This window comes from Pedobacter sp. MR2016-24, from assembly GCF_026239655.1.
Taxonomy (GTDB): Bacteria; Bacteroidota; Bacteroidia; order Sphingobacteriales; family Sphingobacteriaceae; genus Pedobacter.
On the sequence record NZ_JAPIVO010000008.1, the window covers coordinates 312,709 to 334,764 of the forward strand.

Consider the following 22,056-nt stretch of genomic DNA (forward strand, 5'->3'; position numbering starts at 1 on the left):
AAAATCCTATCAAAAAGCTTTTAGTAGCAGATAATGTTCCTATTTTCGTGTCAGACGTACATCAGTTAGTTTCAGTATAAAAAAAGACATGCAGATTTTAACTGGCCGCGAAGATACACATGTACAGGAAAACCTATGAACAGACTTCATTATAAATTTTTCATCCACCTGTTGCCCTTACTATTGCTGCTGGGTCTCTTCAAAACCGGCTACACACAGGGGTTTCATAATCTCTCTGTAGAAAATGGGCTGAGCAACGCTACTACTTTCGCCATTGCCCAGGATGAAAAAGGATTGATGTGGTTTTCCACCAAGGAAGGCATAGACAGATACGATGGATCAGGCTATAAACACTATGACTTATACCCCGCAGCACAAATTACGCGCTATGGGCTAAGAAGGAATAAGTTTCATGTTGATGCCAGAAAAAGAATCTGGGTGAATAATTTCAGCGATATTTTCATTTACGAGCCTCAGCAGGATAAATTCAAATTTGTTTACCAGGTATCCCATCAAAACACGGTCAGGGATCTCTTTGTAGATGCAAAGTCCGGCACAATTTACCTGGCTACGGATCAGGGTCTGATCAAATACAATTACCATACAAAAAAGACGTTTACCTATCCCAACATCCGTAAAATATTAATTGGCCTGGCATTATACGATGAACAATTTCTCCTGCTGGCCGCAAAAAAAGACGTACAGTTCTTTGATCTGCAGTCGGGAAAATTAGCGCCTGGAAAAATACATCCCGCTATCAACGCTGCGATCAGCAAATTAAACCTTTCTGCGGTGGCGGTAGACCATCATCAGCATATCATTACCGGATCTACCGGGCAAATCTCCATGTTCCATTCAGGTGACAGCATTTTGCAAACAAATGAAAATTTAAATGCCCGGATCAGCAAGGTAGAAATCACTAAAATTCTGCCCGACAACCAGGAGGCCATCTATTTTGGTACTGAAGGCAAAGGTGCCTATAAAATCAGTACAGCACTGCAGATTTTACAGCCTTATCTGACGGATAATAACGATGCCAGCTCTTTGCCCGAGAATGAAGCGGTAGATATTTTTATCGACAATGAAAACAGGGTTTGGTTTGCAGGTCATGAGATATCTTACCTCAATGCCAATAAGCTAAAATTCAAAACCTATACCCACCAGATCAATAAAACGAATAGTCTGGTGCATAATTCCATCCGTTCTGTAGTGGAGGACAGGAAAGGAAATTTATGGATCGGTACAAATTATGGGATCAGCATCTTAAAATCAGACCGGCAGCACTGGGACTATATCAATACGCAGCAGACGGCCGACAGATCAACCAGTAACAAAATAACCGCATTAACCAGGGGCGCGGGGGATGACGTCATTGTAGGGACTTACCAAAATGGGATCTACCGTATACTGGGTCAGGAGATTAGCCACATCAGTCCCGAGAAAGAGGTTACTTTCAGAAACAATGTCAACACGCTACTCCTTGACGGCGACCAGCTCTGGTCTGGCGGTGCAGGCGTTTTCCTGAAAATGCAGCAGCTCAAAACCGGAGCCATCCAAACATTGCCCATCTCAAATGTGCTTTCACTTGCAAAAAATAGCGCTAACCAGCTCATTGCAGGTGGTCACAACGGGCTGCACATTATCAATCCCGATGGGAAAATCCAGACCTACAATGCCAGCACCTATAAGATCGGCTCTATCTTCTCCGTATCAGTCGCGCTCAATGGCGATATCTGGCTGGGTGCTGAAGGCCAGGGTTTAATCAGGTTCAGCAAAGGCAGGTTTAAAAAATACAGTACCCGGGATGGTCTTCCATCCAACTTAATTTATGGCGTTTTAAACGATAATTCAGGTAACCTCTGGCTCAGCACTACCAAAGGCCTGTCCTGTTTCAATATCGCTAAAGAAACTTTCAGAAATTACGGCCTGGCAGATGGTTTAGGCATCAAGGAGTTTGCCTATGGTGCCTATGCCAGAACTGCTTCGGGAGAAATGGTATTTGGCGGCAACCATGGTTTTATCCTCTTTAATCCCGCAGAGATTGTCAGCACTAAATTTAAAACCAGGCTGATCTTTACCGACTTTAAGATTTTTAACAGATCCGCAGATATTGATGTAAAAAACAGTCCCCTTAGAGCCGCCATTGACGAAACCCGAACGATCGAACTGAAATATAACCAAAATGCGGTTACGTTCGACTTTACCTCTGTCAATTATACCAATGAAGCCAATCTGTACCGCTGGAAACTGGACGGATTAGAAAAAGACTGGTCGCCCGCCACGAGCGAACACACGGCCAATTACACCAACCTGAAACCGGGAAAATATACCTACAGGGTACAATGGACCAATTCGGGGATAGGATCGCAGTTCAGCGCAAATGAGCGCACAATCTATATGGTGATTTCTCCGCCGTTCTGGGCTACGCCCTGGGCATACCTGCTGTATACCCTGATCGCCGGCTCCGTTATTTATTCGGTCATTAAATTTTACCATATACAGCTGAGCGAGCTGCATGCGAAAGATAAAATAAGATTCTTTATCAATATTGTACATGATATCAGAACCCCTTTATCACTGATCAAATCCCCTTTATCCATTGCACTGAAGAAAAATGATTTTTCTGCTGAAACACAGGAGATCCTGAAAACAGCCAGCCATAATACTTCACGACTGAACGGCCTGATTGATCAGCTGCTCGACTTTGAAAAAGCAGACTTCAAAAAACTGAAACTTAAAATCTCCACCATACAGATGGAGAAAACACTGGATCAGATCTGCAACGACTTCATCCCCCTGTTGGAACAGCGTGGAATTATCCTCACCAGGAATTATAAAGACAGTAGCAGTATTTTAAGAGTAGATAAGGATAAGTTCGATAAAATCATTTTTAACATTTTATCCAACGCTGTAAAATATACCCCGAAAGGCGGCCAGATAGACATCAGTACCAATATCTTTAATAAATATTACCATATCGCTATCAGAGACAGTGGCCTCGGCATTCCAAAGGAACAGCACAAAATGATTTTCAAAAGGTTCTTCCGGGCTAAAAACGTGATCAATTCCAATGAAGTTGGCTTTGGAATTGGTTTGATGGTGACCAAGGAACTGGTAAAAATGCATCAGGGTGATATCTGGTTTGACAGCCACCTGAACCATGGCACCACCTTTCACCTGAAATTCCCCCTCCCTGCATTCCAGTTTGCCGCAGCAGAGGCAGAACCATCAGCTCATTTTGACGAAATGACCGAACCGATGGAAAATGCCAGCAGTACCACAGCAGTGACTGCCAGTCATAAAAAAGCAAAAATATTGATTGCAGAAGATAATGAGGAATTGCGGACATTGATGTCCAGACATCTCTCCGGCCTGTACCATGTACAGCAGGCGGTCAACGGACAGGAAGGTTTGCTGGCAACAGCCAGGTTTTCACCAGATGTAATCATATCTGATATGATGATGCCCGTGATGGATGGAAATGAATTCTGTTATGAGATTAAAAATAACATCAAAACCAGTCATATCCCATTTATTTTGCTCACTGCACTGAGTACCAATGAACATAAAATTGAGAGTTACAGAACAGGTGCTGACACCTACCTGGAAAAGCCATTTGATCTGGATTTACTGATCAGCTGTATCAACAACCTTTTAGAAAACAGGAAGAAGCTGAGGGAAAAATTCGCCGGCAATGAGCTGCCTGTTGGTGTTGATTTAAGTCCGCTCGACAAAAAATTCATTGAGCAGGCCATAAAAATCACCGAAGAGAACTTAGCTAATCCCGATTTTGCGATTGAAGACCTGGAAAAGCAGATTGGGATGAGCCATGCCAGTTTATACCGAAAATTTAAGGGGCTGTTAGGTAAAACGCCCCTGGAATTTATTCAGCAGTACCGGCTTAAACAGTCGATGGAGTTATTGGTCAGTGGTAAATATAATGTAAATGAAGTAGCTTATCTCGTGGGCTTTTCCGACCCCAAGTATTTCAGTACGGTATTCAAAAAATACTTTGGCCAGAATGCCAGTCAATACCTACGTGATAAAAGCAAGCCAGCAGATTAACTGGCTGGCTTTACAATCAGTAATCTGACACCATGAGCAGGCAGCATCGTTTCATAACTTGTTTTATAACTTCCGATATCCTCCTGTTTCCAGGCGTCACGTACGCGCTGTTTTCCCTCTGCACCTATTGTTTTCCAGTCGGCCTGGATCTTTTCAGGAAAGATACCCCGGTTAAACAGTCCTACCGCTTTTGATCCGTTTTCCAGTGCTTTCACCCATATTTCCAGTCTTCCGGATACATATACCCTGCTCGCCTGTTTGCCCAGCGGGTCCTGATTGATCGCAATGACCTCATCATTGGTCAGTAAATTCTTCGTAAACGCATCTAAACGTGTCATATCGCAGCCAATCAGCAAAGGCGAAGCCAATAGAGACCATAAGGAAACATGCGTATACTGTTCATCAGCACTCAGACGTGTGGGACGTAAGTCGGGCCCCCAGCCTACCATTCCAATAACCAGCATATCTTCATCGTTCCAGTGACCCGGTCCAGCATTGACTTCCTTACCTGCCTGCGCAAAGCCAATTCCGGACATACTGGTCCAGGTGTCATGCACATCCCTCGATATTCTCCAGCTATTGCCCCCTACCGTGCGCCCCCATTTCCCTACATTTCCCATACCATACTGACATAAACTATAGAGTATATCACGGTTGGCCTTTCTGATGCCATCACCCAGGAGCTGAAAAGGCTTTTGCAATGCAGGAATATTGGAAGTATCAGTGGTCGTATCGTAAAACTTATAATAAGAGCACCAGTCATATTTGATATAATCAAATTTCCACTGCGTCCAGCGTTGTACATCCTTTTCTTCAAAACCATAGGAAGCCGCATATTCTCCGCAGGTGGTTTCTCCAGGTGAAGAGTAGATCCCGGCCTTGAAGCCAAGGCCATGGATATAATCCGTCAGTAGATTCATATCCGGAAATTTCCCGTTACTATTGATCATTCCATTCACATCACGTAAGGGGCCCGATAACAGGGGATCTTTCGAACCAGGCTTCATGGCCCAGCAATCGTCGATATTGATATAATTCCATCCATGATCAGCCAAACCCGAACTTACCATTGCATCTGCCGCAGCCATCACTTTCTTTGCGTCCACCGCCTGCGCAAAGCAGTTCCAGCTGTTCCAGCCCATTGCCGGAGTCAATGAAATCTCATCGCCGCCCACAATTCTCAATTCACGACTGGCCGTACCCAATTCATTTTCCGCTGTCAGCATCACCCTGGTTTCTCCTTTTGCTACCAGTGATCCGGAGATGATTCCGGTACTGTTATCCAATACTAATCCTTCAGGTAAATGCACCGCAGTAAATTTCATAGGCTTTTTTCCGCTTGCGGCAATCCTGTATAAAAAAGGGTGGCCCGGACGCGATCCGTAGATTTTTGCCCCGTTGATTTTTGGTTTCAATGAAACCGCCGGTGTAAGGATATAAGGTTCAAAAGGTTTTTCAGGCAATACTGCAGGTGCGGTATTGCGGTAGCTGATATAAGCATTCATCCAGTCTGCGTGTGCAGTATGTATGCCATCTCCCTCATTCTCCACGAGTAAGTATAACTTACTGAATCCTTTCAAACTGACATTAAAAGAGATCGGATGCGTTCCTTTCCGCAGGACAGGACTTTTAAACAACTCTTTCCGGTCGCCCATAATGATAAACCGCACTCCTCCTTTGGGCACATGATCATCCATTCCTACCATTCCTGTGAAATGATCAGCTGCTTTCTGCAAATCGAACTCAATTAAGCCTTCCGGTGCGGCAATGCCTTCAGTATAGGGCTTACCATTAACTGCAAGTGGCCGCTTTAAAGTGGAAGAAGTTTCAATTAAACTGTTGACACCGGAATAATTCACCCGGTGCAGACCCAGTGAATCCAGGTCGCCAGCTTTGGCAATTCCCGGCATCACACACCACATCCATACGGTCAGGCATATCATTAAATTTACTTTCATACAAGCTATAAATTAGTTCAGGAATTGATCCCTGACGGTTAACACCATCAAAAATAGGATCCAGTCTTTTGACAGAAATTAAAATTCCTATCAACTTTTACTAAGTTTATATCAGGAAAGCAATTTATTGAATAAATGCCTGTCTCTGCAGGTCAGTATACAGGAAAAGAGGGCAAAAGAATCTGCCCCCCGTTTCCTGTTATTTTGTTTAGTACCTGAAATTTAAAGCGATGTATGGATACCAGCCCTCATCAGAATGACCCGCTACGACTCGTAAAACCGCCATAGATGCTGGTGCAAAGTAGAAGCCTCCACCAACGCCATTATGCCATTTTTGCGAGTCTTCCCCTTTTTTCCAGACACGTCCGATGTCGTGGAAGCCTAAGACACCAAATTGTCCCGGTAGTACATAACTCGCAAAATCTGCCAGTTTAACGCGCATCTCCAGGTTATTGTAAAAACTATGATCGCCCGCAAACCTGAATTGTCTGTAGCCCAACAAGGTGCCTTCCCCACCTATAAATGCCGACTGGTAAAAGGCATGTTTTCCTACCGTGATCCCGCCGCCAAAACGTTCCGCAATGACGAAATTAGCGCGACTGTCCAGTCGCTGATAAAAAGCTGCGCTTCCTGTCAGCTGACCGAAAGTGTTTGCATAGTTATTCAGCCCCGTATAGCCCTGCAATCTGACGTTGATCAATCTTCCCTTGGTCGGTATAATTTCGCTGTTGCGTGTATTATTGATAAAATTCACCACTGCACCGGCGTAAAACTTAGCTTGTGTAATCGTCAGGCTATCCGAAGAATGTAATCCTGTACTGTTATTGATAAAGCGGCCTGTATTGTCCTCAGCTTCCAGGGCATAATATTGTAATGATGGTCCGACACTAATCGAGGATTTCTCACTTCTCCATCTCAATGCAGGATCTAACTGAAATAAGCTGAACCGCGTTCTATAATATCTGATACCATCAATAGCTTTATCAAAAGTGGTCTCATTACCTAAACCAAAGAAATTCTGCGTATTGTGCGGCGCAAAAGCACTGGCATGTAAAGTGACATCCGCCTTGCCTATGGTATGGATCCATTCTCCTTTATAATCGAACTTGAACGCTTTGGTACTGAAAGAATGCAGGAAGGAAAACTGCTGTGTATTGCCATAAGGAAATCTTCTGAATCCGGGATTGATGAACTTAACAGACAGTCCCAGTAAAAAGCCATCATCGTTATTGAATCCGGCATTTGGCAGATACATGCTTCTGTGATACAAATCTGTTTGCCTGTAAGACAGGTTCGCCGTATCGTTCCCTAGTTTTTTGATCAGCCTTTTATCATTTCCTGTAAAAAAGGCGCTGTCGGTTTTATCATATAATTTAACCTTTTGGTATGCATTTTCCACATGATAAGCTTTGAAGCCATGGCCGCCGATGATACGTAATTTGATAGCTGTAGATTGATTATTCAATATCACACTATCGTTTCCGTCATGTGTATATAAACGAATCTCTTTGGTAACTGCCGGATCGAATGTTTTTTCAAACAGTACTTCCTTTACCTTTTTATCTTTTGATAATTTATTGATCTTTACCCTAAGGCCTTTACCCGCAGCATCAGAAAGTTCCATCAGCTCTCCTTTATCACTTCCTTGAATATCTACGATTTTATTTAAAAAATGATAATAGGTATTCATCATTTCCGGCAATGTTCTCCTGCGTTCTTTTAATTGAGCAAGCAGCTCGTCATGTCGCAATGTATATACCGATGAAGGCAATCTTTTTAGCGCTTTTTCGAAAACCTCGTCGGTCAGATCGGCACAAAAATCATGAATAATGTCCATCCATTCTTTTTCACTCAGCTGGCTCAGCAAGCGGCTATCGATTCCCCTGCTCTCCCATACGTACCAATTGATATTGTGCACATTCCTTTCATAACCTTGTATATAAGGCAATAAATACGAAGACTGTGCATATCTTGGAATAACACCCTGGGTAAGATAAAAAACCTGATCCCTGTCTCTCGGAACCGGTTTATAAACAGACTTGCCATCTATATTTTCCGCTTTCCATCTCCATTGATCATCATGCCTGTCCCAGTCACCAATCACTACATCCAGCGCCTTTGCCCTCAACATCAGCGGTCCGTCATAGGTATTATCATTGTCTGTGACCAGCTTTTTAAACATTTTTATCGTGTTGTCTGATTCACCTAAGGGCTCGCGCTCTTCTATCAGACAAAGTGTGTTTGCGAAGACATCCGTAAATTCGCCCAGATTCTCGTCCGGCGCTATCCAGCCGATCATCGGTTCCGCATGCGGCACACCAACAGCCTTAGCAATTACAGGTACAATCAGCGCAGAAAAGGGATGCTGAGCAGACATGTTATCTTTTAATATATCCAGTACAAAAGTCTCTCTCAGATTTTCAGGTAAGAGCGACTCAGGATACTTCTCCACACTTCTCAATACCCATTCTTTACCCTGTTTGTCTTCCAGCCTTAGTGAATGCGACTGAAAACCGCCGCCCCGCTTAAGCGGGATGAGTCCCCCTTTAATTTTAGAAAGTCTGATTACCGGCACCTTAGTTTCCATTGCGTACTCCTTCCGGTAGTTCTCTCCAAAAAAGAAGCGGTGTATTTTACTCACACTGTCGTACTTTGGATAAACTTTAATTGCTATACTATCCTGTGTGACAGGGATAGTATTTTGTATACGCGGGCTTTGGGCTTTTAGTTCTGCCGTTCCGCATAAAATGAAAATCAGGAGCGCATAATACTTCATAATGAAAAGATATTCAAGGGATTAACCAACAAACCCCTTTCTGTAATAAGTATAGCAAAACTACAGTAATTTTTAGTATGATACTAAATCCAATCGACCGAATGGGTTAAAAACTCGTTGAAATATTAATTCAACAAAAAAGGCATCCAGAATTAACTGGATGCCTCGGTGTTATTTGATAAAAATCGGTCTATGGGTTTTGCTGACCAGCTAAACTCTTATTCGCGTCCATTTCTGCTCTTGGAATAAGATATTGCCATCTTACGTCACCCGCAGGCACCAACATTGTTCCTGCAACAACTGCAGATACAAAGTTAGGCACAACTGTTCTGTCCAAAGGAAGATTTAAACGTTTTAAATCTAACCATCTGTGGCCTTCACCCCACAGTTCCGTTCTTCTGTTAATCAGAATTTCGTTAACTAATGCCTGACCAGTATTTGCTGATCTTACAGCACTAGGGTCTCTTTTAGACACAAAATTGAATAAAGTAGTCTGTGCATTAGCGTTATCTCCAGAGGAAGCATAAGCCTCAGCCAGGATCAGATACATTTCTGCGGCTCTCATCAATGGCACATCACCTAAGCTGGCTCCGCTTGTCAAATTTACAGAGAACTTTCTGCTCATATACGGTTGTCTCGAAAATGTTGTAGCAGGCAAAGGGAAGTTAGCTGTAGTAGGTGCTGGTTCCCAAAGTTTTTTACGTACGTCAGTAGCCGGGATTAAACTATACAACGCAGAATTGATTCTTTTTGGATTTCCTCTCATGTATGAAGTATTTGCATTGAAAGCAATCTGTCCATAAAAAGAGCCAAAAGTATCATCCTGATCCACTGTAGGATGTGATGCCCAGATATATTCTTTAAGGCCCATATTATTAAAGCCTGATAAGTATTCATCAGTTGTCATCAATGTGAATCCACCATTATCAATTATATCTTTAGCAAATTTAATTGCATTGGGATAGTCTTGCATAACCAATGCAACCCTTGCCCTGATACCTTTAGCTATCCAAATGCCTGCATGGGTTTTATTGTATACTGTGGTTGCATTCAATGCGATTGCAGCATCCAGATCTTTGATCACAGCAGCGTAAACTTCTTCCACAGTTGAACGTGGTTTATTTGTGTCCGTATATGCCAGCATCAATGGTACACCCAATTGTGTATTTGGTTTAGCATTTGCATCATAACGTTTGCCATATAACTGCACTAACCAAAAATGTGCATAAGCTCTTAGTGTAAGCGCTTCAGCTTTAATTCTGTTTTTGTCCGCATCAGTACCAGTAGCTGCGTCTACGTTATCTATAATTGCATTGGCATTACCAATAATTTGATAGAATGTACGGTAGGTATAAGTTAACATGATGTGAGTATCAGTTCTGTGTGGTACCCAGGAAGCTTCTCCTGCAAACCAGTTGGAAGTAGAGATATGTATATCATCTCCAAGAAAATCCTGAAGTAACATGATACCACCTACCCCTGGCTTATTTTGCTGGTTAGTTGTTACGGTAGTTGTTCTTTCGAACATAAAACGATAAATTCCATTTAATGCAACATCGACATTTTGTGTTGTACTGAATACAGCAGTATTTGCTACTGCATCTGTAGGATTAGTTACTAAATAATCCTTTTTACAGGAAGCTAACGAAAGCGCCAGGATACCCGTAAATAATATAGTCTCTTTAATTCTCATGATTATCCTCTTTTACAATGAAACATTCAAACCTACACTGATCATTCTGCTCGGAACGTAAGATGTACTGTTTGTACCATCAAATGACTCTGATGGATTCATACCTTTTCTTTTTGAAATTATACCTAAATTTTCTCCTGTTACAAATAACCTGGCGCCTGATACATCTACTTTACTTAACCATGTTTTCGGTAAATTATAGGATAAACTGGCATTACGGAAGCTGATGTAAGAAGCATCAATAAGGAATCTGCTTGAAACTGCGTTGAAAAATGATGTTCTCGCAATGTCCAGTCTTGGAATAGTAGCAGTTGTATTAGTCGGAGTCCACGAATCCAGTGCATCAGTACTCAATGCCGAACCATATGCAGTGTTCATTAAAGAAGCATACTGGCTGTCATAGAATCTACCACCAATCTGATAAGTCAGCAAGAATGAAAACGAGAAAGCTTTATAATTAAACGTACTGTTAACCGATCCCATTAAATCTGGAATAGCTGAACCAGAATAATCATATTTTGCATTACTTGGGTTGATGGTATAGGTCTGTCCGTTAACAGTTCTCAAATCTGTAGTCGCAGTTGCCAATGGTATATAAAGACCAGCTCCGTCAGATGGATCCACTCCAGCCCATTGACGCAGGTAGAAATTATATAAATCTTTACCAACTTCTCTTCTTTTTGTGCCTGATACAATGATTGGATTTTCTTCCGGCATTTTTGTGATCCTGTTTTTGATTACAGTCCAGTTAGTCATTAAATTCCAGCTGAAATCTTTCGATCTGATTACATCTCCACCCAATGTTAACTCAATACCTTTGTTATACATCGTTCCAATATTTTTTGGAAATGTAGTAACCGGATCTGATAACGGTTGCGGAACCCTGAATAACAAATTAGAAGATGCTCTTCTGAAAAGATCCAGACTACCGGTAATTCTGTTTTTTAGGAATGCAAACGAGACACCTGTATTAAAAGTTTTATTTTGTTCCCATTTCAATAATTCTGCCGGGATAGTAGATAATAAAACACCCGCCTGATCGCCATTATTCCAGCCTAGATCATATAAAGCCTGATATAAGTAATAATTCTGTGTTCCATCAGTATTTAACAAACCATCATTACCTACAACGCCATATGATGCTTTTAATCTCAATTCATCAATCCAGCTAACATTCTTCAAAAAGTCTTCTTTGCTCAATAACCATGAAGCACCTACTGAATAGAAAGTACCCCATCTTTTATCTTCAGAAAATCTTGAAGTTCCGTCAGATCTTAATGATGCGTCTACGAAATATTTATTATCGTAGTTATAAGACACTTTACTAAGGTAAGACTCGATGGAATAAGTGTCTTTTGCGCTAGTTGCACTAGTTGGTGTCACAAAGTTTCCAAATTCAGTATTTCCATCAAGAATCTGATTGTTTTTTGAAGCTCCTGTTCTTCTGATCTGAAGATTATAGTTTTCATGTCCAGCTAATACACTGATTGTATTTAAACCAAAAGTTTTATCATAGCTTAATAACTGGTTGAAAGTATAACTCTGTGTAAAGTTCGTATTTTTTGAAGCATAACCTTTACTTGACACACCATCGCCAACAATTCTGTTCCAGTATACAGAGGTTAACCTGTCACTGATATCAACACTTGCATTTGTTCTAGCCGTGAAGTCCTTTAAGAATTTAATCTCAGCATAAGTTCTTGCATTAACTGCATTTCTTCTAAAAAGATTGTCATTTAACATGGTTTCATAAACTACGTTTCTTCCACCGTTTGCACCGATCGGACGGGCCACAGCTCCAGGATGCGCTCCATAATCCCAATATTGTTCGCCAGTAGTAGTGAGTACAGGATTACCCTGTGCATCATATGCTCTCACTGGATAAATAGGTCCGATAGTTCTTGAAAAGTTAAAAATATTACTAAAACTTGATGCATTGTCTGTGGAAGCATCACTTGCCAGATTACCGTTAGCTAATGAAGCGGCCACATTACCACCAACTTTTAACCATGGTTTAAGCTGTGAGTTCACATTTAAACGGGTGTTGAACCTCCCATAATCAGACTTCTCTATATATCCCTGCTCTTTTAAATATCCCAGAGAGAAGTAATAATCTGACTTACCGCTATTTCCGCTCAAGCTCGTATTGAAATCGCTTCTTTTGCCTGTTCTTGATAAGGGTTTTACCCAGTCAAAATCATTGTACTTAAGCGCAGCGTTAGGATTTAAGTTTCCATCGGTACCTACGATTTCTCCATTAGGCACATTAAAAGGGTTATAAACAAGCTGCGTCTGGATTTGCGCTGAAGCAGCAACTGCTGCTGCTTCAGGAGTTTGTCCTGTACCAGTTGCAGGATAAACCAAACTGTTACGCAATGCTTGCCACATTAAAGGATAATACTGTTGAGCATTAACTCTATCGTATTCTGGAATACCTCTTTCTGAGAAACCCTGACTCAAGTTTATACTTAACTTGTCTTGTCCAAGCTTACCTTTTTTAGTCGTAATGATAATAATTCCATTTGCTGCTCTTGATCCATACAATGCAGTAGAAGATGCATCCTTTAATAAAGAAACACTTTCAATGTCGGTTGCATTGATATCGGCAATATTGCCATCGAATACGGCACCATCCACTACATAAAGGGGTGAATTACTTGCGGAAAACGAGCCGAAACCACGAATCCGAACAGTCGAGCCGGTACCCGGTTGTCCGTTGCCTGCGTTAACAGAGATGCCCGGAGCAACGCCAGCTAAAGCATTACTGATATTCGTAATTACCCTTTTGTCAAGATCAGCCGAACTTAATGTAGCCACAGATCCTGTGATCGCAGCTTTTTTTGATGTGCCGTAAGCTACAACAACAACTTCATTCAGTCCTTGTGCATCTGAAATTAAAACTACGTTGACTGTGTTAGATGTACCAATAATTCTCGTTGCAGTTACAAAACCCAGAGAAGTAAATTCCAGTTCTTTTGCTGTTGATGGTACTTTGATGGCGAAACGTCCATCCGATGCGGCACTGGTTCCGATGTTTGTGCCTTTTACTTTTACAGATACGCCGGGCATCGGAAGCCCGTCGTCTTTTCCTGTAATGATTCCTGTAATAGTTCTGTCTTGCGCCATTGCATTAAAAGCAACGAATAACAATAAGAACAAACTTTGTAGAAGTTTTCTCATGTCAAAAATTTAGGTTAACAGTTAATAATTAGCCCTAAGATATCTTTGACATTTGTTGAAACAAGTTTTAGTGTAACATTTTTGAAAGAATATACTAACTACTGTGATTCTATAAAATTTATTAATCTACGGTAACGTTCCCGGAGATTTTCGGCGTAAAAAAGTGCATTTAAAGCTTGTAAATAAAGATTCTAAATATTCCTGATTTCTATATGTAACGTGTATGTTACGCAATTATTACCATTGCCTTTATAATCAAGCTAATAGGATTTAACAAAATTGCCAATTCTTCCTTTCATCTGATCAAATTTTATAAAAGCTGCAGGAGATAAAAATGATTACCTCCTGCAGACAGATTAACTGAGTGAAGCCATGTCAATCACAAAACGGTAATGTACATCACCCGCCATTGTACGTTCATATGCTTCATTGATCTGATCAATATTGATCATTTCTACATCTGAAGTGATATTGTGTTCAGCACAGTAATCCAGCATTTCCTGAGTTTCTTTAATGCCGCCTACTAATGAACCAACAAGACTTCTGCGACCAAAAATTAAATGGAAAGCCTGTACTTCTGATGGTGTTGGCGGTACGCCCAACAAGATCATTACTCCATTATTTTTTAATAAAGCCAGATAATCATTGTAATCATGAGCAGCTGAAACAGTATCAATAATGAAATCAAAACTGTTAGCCAGCCTGGTCATATTTTCTTTTTCGGTAGTCAGTTCGAAATGATGTGCACCTAATGCAGTGGCATCTTTCTCTTTACTTTTAGAACGGCTCAGTACCGTTACTTCAGCACCCATGGAGGCTGCTAATTTCACTGCCATGTGGCCCAATCCACCTAAACCTAATACCGCCAGTTTATCACCTTTTTTAACATTCCAGTGTTTCAACGGCGAATATGTAGTGATACCTGCACACAATAGCGGTGCAACCTTTTCAAGAGGTAATTTATCAGATACGCTTAACACGAAAGATTGTTTAACCACAATATGGCTGGCATAACCACCCTGAGTGATTGTTTTTTTATCCTGAGATTCTGAATTGTAAGTCTGCGTATGGCCGTTCTCGCAATATTGTTCCTGATCATCTTTGCAGCTGTCGCAATGACCACATGAATCCACAAAACAACCAACACCTACAGTATCACCTACCTTGAAATTAGTAACCTGATCCCCTACGCGGGTCACTTTACCTACAATTTCATGACCTGGTACTACCGGATAGATTGTTCCGCCCCATTCATTTCTTGCCGTGTGTATATCAGAGTGACAAACACCACAATACAAGATTTTAATTTCTACATCATCCGCTCCGGGTTCCCGGCGATCTATGTTTAATGGCTCCAATGCTTTTTCTGCACTGTAAGCTCCGTATGCTTTTACATCCTTCATCTTTGTCAATTACTTAGTTGTTCCAACAAACATAAATACAAAAGATGTTGCTTTTGTTCTGAGAAACTTAATTTTTGTGTCATGTTCATTTCCTTTTAAACAAAGCAAGCCGCATAGTTTTGATTCTATGCGGCTTGCGGAATTATGTTTGAGCTCTGTTTATACCTTTGAGGCTTCTAAAGCCTGACGGAAATCTTCAATTAAATCTGCGGAGTCTTCAATACCTATCGACAAACGGATCATCGAATCCGGTATCCCCATTTCTGCTCTGCGTTCTGCACCCAATTCAAAGAAAATCGTATGTGCAACAGGAATAGCCAATGTCCTGGTATCCCCCAGATTACTTGATTTCACCACCAATTGTAAACGGTTCAGGAATGCGAAACAATCCACGCTTTCATCCAGTGCAAAACTCATTAAACCACCAAAACGATGAAATAAAGCTGAGGCTGTTGCATGTTGAGGGTGACTCTCCAACCCAGGATAATACACCTTACTGATTAATGGATGATTTTCCAGAAAGGCGGATAATTCTCCCGCATTGCTGCATGCACGATCCAGCCTTAACGCAATAGTTTCTGCACCCACGGCAATCGTATGTGCGGCTTCAGGAGATATAGTACCACCTCCGTCACGTAAACCCCTTTTTCTAATCTGGGTCATCCCCAGCATTTCCGGGCGAATTTGTTCACGTAAAATCGGCGCTATATTTGGGAAATTTACCCAGTTGAGCAATCCTGTATCAGTTACACTACCGCCTAATGCATCTCCATGGCCACCGATATATTTCGTCAACGAATTGATTACCAGACTCGCTTTAACCGAAACCGGCTTAAAGATATAAGGCGAGGTCATGGTATTGTCCACTACATAAACCAGGTTTTTAGCTGCACAAAATTCACCTATATTGACCAGATCAGCCACCTGCGTTGCCGGGTTAGCTATGGTTTCAACAAATACCATTCTGGTATTTTCCTGATAAACATTCTTTATATTTTCGACATCAGTAGCATCTACATAAGAAATATCAAGGCCAAGATCCATGAAAGTCTGCATGATACTTCTTGTATTTCCAAACAGATAAGAGCTGGCAATAATATGATCACCTTCTTTCATCAGCGCTAATACCGTTGCTGAAATAGCTGCCATCCCGGTTGAAAAAGCAACAGTAGCCATTCCCTCTTCCATTTGCGTAACTTTATGTTCTAAAGCAGTCACTGTAGGATTTCCCTGACGTGAATAGGCATAACCTTTGGCTTTATTCTGAAATACGTTTACTAATCCCTGAACGTCATCATATCCCCAGGTTACTGCAGTATGAATAGGTTGATGCAAAGCTCCGAATTCTGGTTTCAAAAGTCGGTCTGAATGTAGAATGGTTGTTGTAAATCCTTTTTTATCGCTCATTATTAAATTTATATTTTCTTTTATTACTGATTAAGCCATTGTTTGAATGCCTCCGCCCGCTCTTCACTCACTACTACTTCCACATCTATCGGCTGATAAAGCAGATTTATTCTCACCCGATTGCGGGAAAGTTTATACATTTCTTTGATGGCATTGATATGGATGATAAACTTACGGTTGATCCTGAAAAAGGCAGCGGTATCCAGTTTAGGTTCGAGACTGCCTATTGTTTCTTCAATGATATAATGCTGATCATCTTTAGTGACCAGAAACAGGTATTTATCATCGGCCATAAAATAAGCGACTTCTTCTGAGGGAACTGTTTTAATCAGCTTGCCTGCCTTTACCATAAACCTGTTACGGATCTTATGCGCCACTTCTTCATTATCCGGGATAAACTGCTTCGGCATGACCGGTCCCGGTTTTCTGATATTGCTGAGCTTTTGCAAAGCGGCTCTTACATCTTCTTCATCGAAGGGTTTCAGCAGATAGTCGATCCCCTGATTTTTAAAAGCCTTTAAGGTATATTGATCATAAGCGGTTGTAAATATCACCGGACTGCTTACTGTGATTTGCTGAAAGATCTGAAAGCTTTCCCCATCACCTAAGTGAATATCCATAAAAAGCAGGTCGGCCGTATGCTGCTGCAACCAATTCACCGCAGCTTCTACCGTACCTAATACTGCCAGGATCTGTATTTTCGGATTAATGTGCACGAGCATATTCTGCAGTGTGGTTGCTGCAAGTTCTTCGTCCTCAATAATCAATACATTCATGGTGTGTGGTTTGCCCGTAAATGTAAAAAAAAACTCCGGCCTAAAAAATGGCAGGAGTTTTAACTTTATTGGTTTATCATCCATCAAGTCTTCAGGTTGTACCCATTATTGAAGATTCGGATTGTTTGCGATGGCCGATTTCGGGAAGCGCAAGGTATATCTTGGATCGTTTTGCTGTAGCGTAAAATCTTCTCCGCCCACATTGTGGGTGATCGAAGGCTGACCATAACGTCTCAGGTCATACCAGCGGTGACCTTCCAAAGCCAGCTCTCTTTCTCTTTCTGCAATAATTTCCTGTAATAGTGCTGCTGAACCCAAAGCTGAAATTCTGGCTCGTTCTGTAGCAAAGTACGCAGGTTTAAGACGTTTTGCTTTTAAGTCCAGTAAACTTTGCAGTGCAAGAGGGGTATTGCCCGATTGCAAAGCAGCTTCTGACTGGATCAGGTATAATTCGCCTGTTCTGAAAGAAACTTTTAATGCAATTGACTCACCTTTCAAAGACACATAGTCACCTCCGGATTTACTGAAGTAAAGCGGGAAACGTAAGTCATTCGCCTGGTTATAAATGCCCAGCAAATGATCAGAGATGTAAGAAGAATTACTAACTGTAGGATTATTTGTTCTTTCCAGGTTCATTACACTTTCTTTCGAAAGATAGTTAGCAGGAATTATAGCCCCGGCTGTATTTAAGTCTTCCAAAGTGCTGTTCAATGCCAATGCCTGTTGTGCAGCAGCCAGTGAGCTTGCCCATTCTCCCCTGTACTCATAAACTCTTGCAGCAAATGCCAGGGCAGCAACTTTTGTGAAACGGTAATTTTTACCTGCTTCAAAAGTTGTTACGTTCAGGAATTTCTGTCCTTCTGCAATATCAGCTAATACTTGTGTATAAACCTCTTCAATAGTTGAAAGTGAGTAATTTTGTTCCAAATCAAGTTTCAGCGATAAAGCAATACCACGATCAGTTGATGCAGTTGCTTTGTTATATGGTTTAGCATACAGGTTCAACAGTTCAAAGTGACTATATGCACGAAGTAAATAAGCCTCCCCTTTCATCTGATCTGTCTCTGCATTTTTACCTGCAGCAGATTCGATATTTGCAATCACTTCATTTGCATAGAATATAGTTTTGTAAAAGGCATTATACTGAAAGTCTGCAGTGACAGCATCAGGGTTACTATCATTCCATCTGGCAATATCACGAAGGCTGGAATAGTCAAAGCCATACTCATCCAATATTACCTCATCTGTGCGCAAAGCGAGCAAAGATTTATGCTGCGGAAACCCTGAATAGGCAGAAGTCATCAAAGCTCTGTAATCTGCTACAGTTTTAGGAATCACTCTTCCTACCGGTTCTATATCTAAATATTTTTTACAGCTGCCTAATGTTAGTAAAACCAACAATACAGCGGATAATTGTATAATCTTCTTCATTTGAATAATCTTAAAATGTTGCATTTAAACCAAAAGAGATACTTCTAGTGATAGGTTGTGCGTAGATATTACCATAAGTTTCAGGATCAAAATATCCTTTATAATCACCACCCAAAACGAAAAGATTTCTGCCTTCAACACTAAATCTCAAGGTATTCGCTTTTATCTTTTTAGCAATTCCTGAAGGTAGTGTATAACCTAAACGAATACTGTTGATACGGACATAACTTATTTTCTTTGCAAAAATATCAAGATTTTGATACGAACGGCCTGGGTCATTATCACTTAAAAAGTTAAAAGCCATCCACCTACTGCCATCACCAGTATCTTTACCAATAATCTGAGGCAAAGTTGAACCTGTATTTTCAGGTGTCCATGCATTGAGAATATCTCTTGAATAATTCTGACCGCGATCTACTGTAGCAGGCCCATATATAGGCGCACTGGTTACCATTTGGTCAAGGTTAAAAATAGCTGTAACAGCCAAATCAATATTTTTATAACGGAAACGGTTAGTTAAACCTCCAGTGTATTTAGGATCTCTATCACCCGCATAGGTATATAAGTCTCTGTATTCTGCTGCAGAAAGCGCGCTTTCTGATGCCTCACCAGGAAAAAAATCGGCATATGGATCATACAACTTGTAGAAATCTTCATAAGATACTGTTTTACCATCCTTTACAAACTGAGGAATACCATTTGCATCCAACCCTGCGGTTTTGAGTACAAATAACGCATTTACCGGATAACCTGCCCTTGAAGGATTATATTGATTTACCTTTGGTTCTTCTTTAATGACTTTGCTTTTGTTATGTGCAATGTTAAAGTCTGTTGACCAGGTAAATTGTTTTGTATTGATATTTCTTGTTGAGATGGTGAGCTCTAATCCTTTATTTTTAACTTGTGCAAAGTTCGCATTAGTAAAATCAAATCCCGTTTCTAAACCTAAAGCCTGTAAACCAATTAAGTCAACACTGTTCCTATTGTAATAATCAAAAGTAACCTGCACAACATTATTAAATAATCCTAAGTCTAAACCAGCATTAAATGTAGACGTTTTCTCCCAGCGTAATTTGTTATTCGGTGGGCTGGTTACTGAGATTAAATCTTCATTTGGTCCTGGTAATATTGCACCTGTTCCATAAGTACCTACAACAAAAGGGGAAGTATTTTTATCGATGTTACCCTGAATACCGTAAGAAGTACGGACACGTAAATTAGAGATCGTTTTGATATTTTTTATAAAATCTTCTTCGCTTACATTCCATGCCGCTGATGCAGAATAAATAGGCAGGTATTTATACTTAGGGTCTACACCAAATAGATCTGATCCGTCATAACGGATACTTCCATAAGCAGTGTATTTCCTATCATAAGTATATGACAATGTACCGTACATAGAAGCAAAGGCATTCGTCACCATTCCTTTTTGATAGGTACGATATTTAGTATTGTTAATTTCGCTTGAATTAGCAGGGTAAGCGATAGTTTGACTTGTTAAAGTTCGCTCATTGAAACCGAATGCCTGAGTAAATAAATCTTCATTGTTATTCCTTCTCAATTCACTCCCAACATTTGCCTCGATCTCATGTTTATCGCTGATGACTTTTTTGTATTCCATTAACGTTTTCCAGTTATACTGGAAAAAAGAAGTCTCCTGATTTTGGATAATTCCACCGGCAGGAAGAAAGAATTCATATTTTTTAGTAGCAGAGTTATAATATCTTGTTCCTTGCCTGAATTTACGCTGATAATAAGAATCTACACCCGCGTATTTTTCTGAACTTGTTTCTTCAAACTGCAAGCCTAGTTCAGTATGAAAATTCAGGTCTTTATATATTTTGTAATCCGCGCTCAATATACTTTTCACACTTTTATTGCCCAAAGTATACCTTGTATTATTCCGTTCTTCGATAATATTGTAAGGTAAATATACGTCGCCATTGTCCGCTCCCAGAATATCCGGATCATATGCATAATTACCATTCGCATCTCTTACCGTCTGATAAGGATTTACATTTCTCGAATAAGTAGATGGATTAGTAAAAGCAGAAGTTTCGGTAAGGTAGTTCTTACGCTCTGTTTTTGAAGCAAATACTGCCGCACCAAACTTCAGCTTATCTGAAATATTGTAATCTGTTTTTAACGTCATGTTGTAACGTTCCAGACCTGTACCGATAGTTGTACCTTTTTCATTATAATAACCACCAGAGAAATAATAAGTCGCCTGATCGTTCCCACCAGAAAGGCTTAAAGTATATTGCTGGTTCAATGCAGTCTGATATAATTCCTTGCCCCAGTCTGTATTGTTCTGACGTAAACCATTAATCGCTTGTTGTGTGGCTGAACTCAATCCACCGAAACCACTGGTTCTGTAAGTATTCAGTTCATTATTTGCATTTAAGATTCTGGTTACGCCGCCTTGTCCGTCACGGTAAGTTAAATCTGGTCTTGAGATTAACCCCAGTTCAAAGTCGACCTTCTCATTTGAATTCATCAGATTCAGCTTGTCGAAATCAGGTCGCTGCGCAATAAAAGTATTGGCGTTGAAACTGATCGCAACCGGTCCTTTTTTACCTCTTTTTGTGGTCACTACAATAACACCATTTGCTGCTCTTGCACCATAAATAGCTGTTGCTGCCGCATCTTTCAGGATAGTAATATCCGCGATATCATCAGGATTCAAACCCGCAATCGGCAAGTTGCGCAGCTGATCCAGCGCTTCCTTATCATAGATATTTGGCAGGTTCGTTCCTTCCAAAGGAATACCGTCCAATACCCATAAAGGATCCTGACCCCCATTTAATGAAACTGTACCACGGATACGGATCTTAGGTGCAGATGATGGCCCTCCGCTTAAACTGGTAACCGATACACCGGCAACCTGCCCTTCCAGCAACTGGTCAATTCCTGAAACACCCGCCTGACGGATTTTCTCATAATCAACTACAGCAATGGAAGTGGTATTTTTACGCTTGGCAGTCGTGGTATAACCATTCACAATTACCTCACCTAAATTATTGTCATTGCTTTGAAGTGATACCGTAATATTCGTTTTATTGATCACATTAACCAGCACTGAATTATATCCGAGATAACTGACGCGGATATTCTGCGTACCTTCAGGTACTGTTAAACTGAATTTACCAGCAGTATTGGTTACTGTTCCAATTGCGCTGTTCTGAATTACACCGGGTACACCAGTCTGCTCCCCTATGGTTGATTTGTCAACATATACGGAAGCTCCCGGTATGGGTTTTCCACCAGCATCCAAGACCTGCCCGGTAATGGTTGACTGATTCTGGCTATATCCTGAAAAGCCAAGGCCAAACAGAAAAAGCATTAAAAGTAAAAGTTTATTCATTTG

10 protein-coding genes are annotated in these 22,056 nt (G+C 40.9%); 1 reads left to right on the top strand and 9 read right to left on the bottom strand.

Annotated elements, in window-relative coordinates:
* Positions 1-135 precede the first annotated feature (135 nt).
* Entirely contained in the window at positions 136-4,065 is a 3,930-nt protein-coding gene (locus tag OQX62_RS22080; RefSeq protein WP_265833834.1) for a hybrid sensor histidine kinase/response regulator transcription factor, read from the top strand.
* On the opposite strand, the gene OQX62_RS22085 is transcribed toward OQX62_RS22080, so the two are convergent.
* From OQX62_RS22085 to OQX62_RS22125, 9 genes are all read right to left on the bottom strand, one after another.
* Positions 4,062-6,023, bottom strand: coding sequence for an NPCBM/NEW2 domain-containing protein (locus OQX62_RS22085; protein WP_265833835.1), 1,962 nt, complete (start codon positions 6,021-6,023; stop codon positions 4,062-4,064). The two genes, OQX62_RS22080 and OQX62_RS22085, sit on opposite strands and share 4 nt — an antisense overlap.
* 208 nt (positions 6,024-6,231) lie before the next feature.
* Positions 6,232-8,799, bottom strand: coding sequence for a BamA/TamA family outer membrane protein (locus OQX62_RS22090; RefSeq protein ID WP_265833836.1), 2,568 nt, complete (start codon positions 8,797-8,799; stop codon positions 6,232-6,234).
* Between the two features lie 190 nt (positions 8,800-8,989).
* Positions 8,990-10,492: a RagB/SusD family nutrient uptake outer membrane protein gene (locus tag OQX62_RS22095; protein ID WP_265833837.1), complete on the bottom strand. Its 1,503-nt coding sequence runs from the start codon at positions 10,490-10,492 to the stop codon at positions 8,990-8,992.
* 12 nt (positions 10,493-10,504) lie between these two features.
* The gene (locus tag OQX62_RS22100; RefSeq protein ID WP_265833838.1) at positions 10,505-13,672 is read right to left on the bottom strand and encodes a SusC/RagA family TonB-linked outer membrane protein; all 3,168 of its coding nucleotides are present in this window, start codon (positions 13,670-13,672) and stop codon (positions 10,505-10,507) included.
* A 356-nt stretch (positions 13,673-14,028) separates the two neighbouring features.
* Positions 14,029-15,075: an NAD(P)-dependent alcohol dehydrogenase gene (locus OQX62_RS22105; protein ID WP_265833839.1), complete on the bottom strand. Its 1,047-nt coding sequence runs from the start codon at positions 15,073-15,075 to the stop codon at positions 14,029-14,031.
* 159 nt (positions 15,076-15,234) lie between these two features.
* Positions 15,235-16,482 (bottom strand): cystathionine gamma-synthase family protein, encoded by a 1,248-nt coding sequence (locus OQX62_RS22110; protein ID WP_265833840.1) that lies wholly within the window; start codon positions 16,480-16,482, stop codon positions 15,235-15,237.
* A 23-nt stretch (positions 16,483-16,505) separates the two neighbouring features.
* A complete protein-coding gene (locus tag OQX62_RS22115) occupies positions 16,506-17,258 on the bottom strand; it encodes a LytR/AlgR family response regulator transcription factor (protein ID WP_265833841.1) in 753 nt (250 codons plus the stop codon).
* 105 nt (positions 17,259-17,363) lie between these two features.
* Entirely contained in the window at positions 17,364-18,689 is a 1,326-nt protein-coding gene (locus tag OQX62_RS22120) for a RagB/SusD family nutrient uptake outer membrane protein (RefSeq protein ID WP_265833842.1), read from the bottom strand.
* A 10-nt stretch (positions 18,690-18,699) separates the two neighbouring features.
* On the bottom strand, positions 18,700-22,053 hold the full coding sequence (locus OQX62_RS22125; protein WP_265833843.1) for a SusC/RagA family TonB-linked outer membrane protein: 3,354 nt from the start codon (positions 22,051-22,053) through the stop codon (positions 18,700-18,702).
* Between the last annotated feature and the right edge of the window lie 3 nt (positions 22,054-22,056).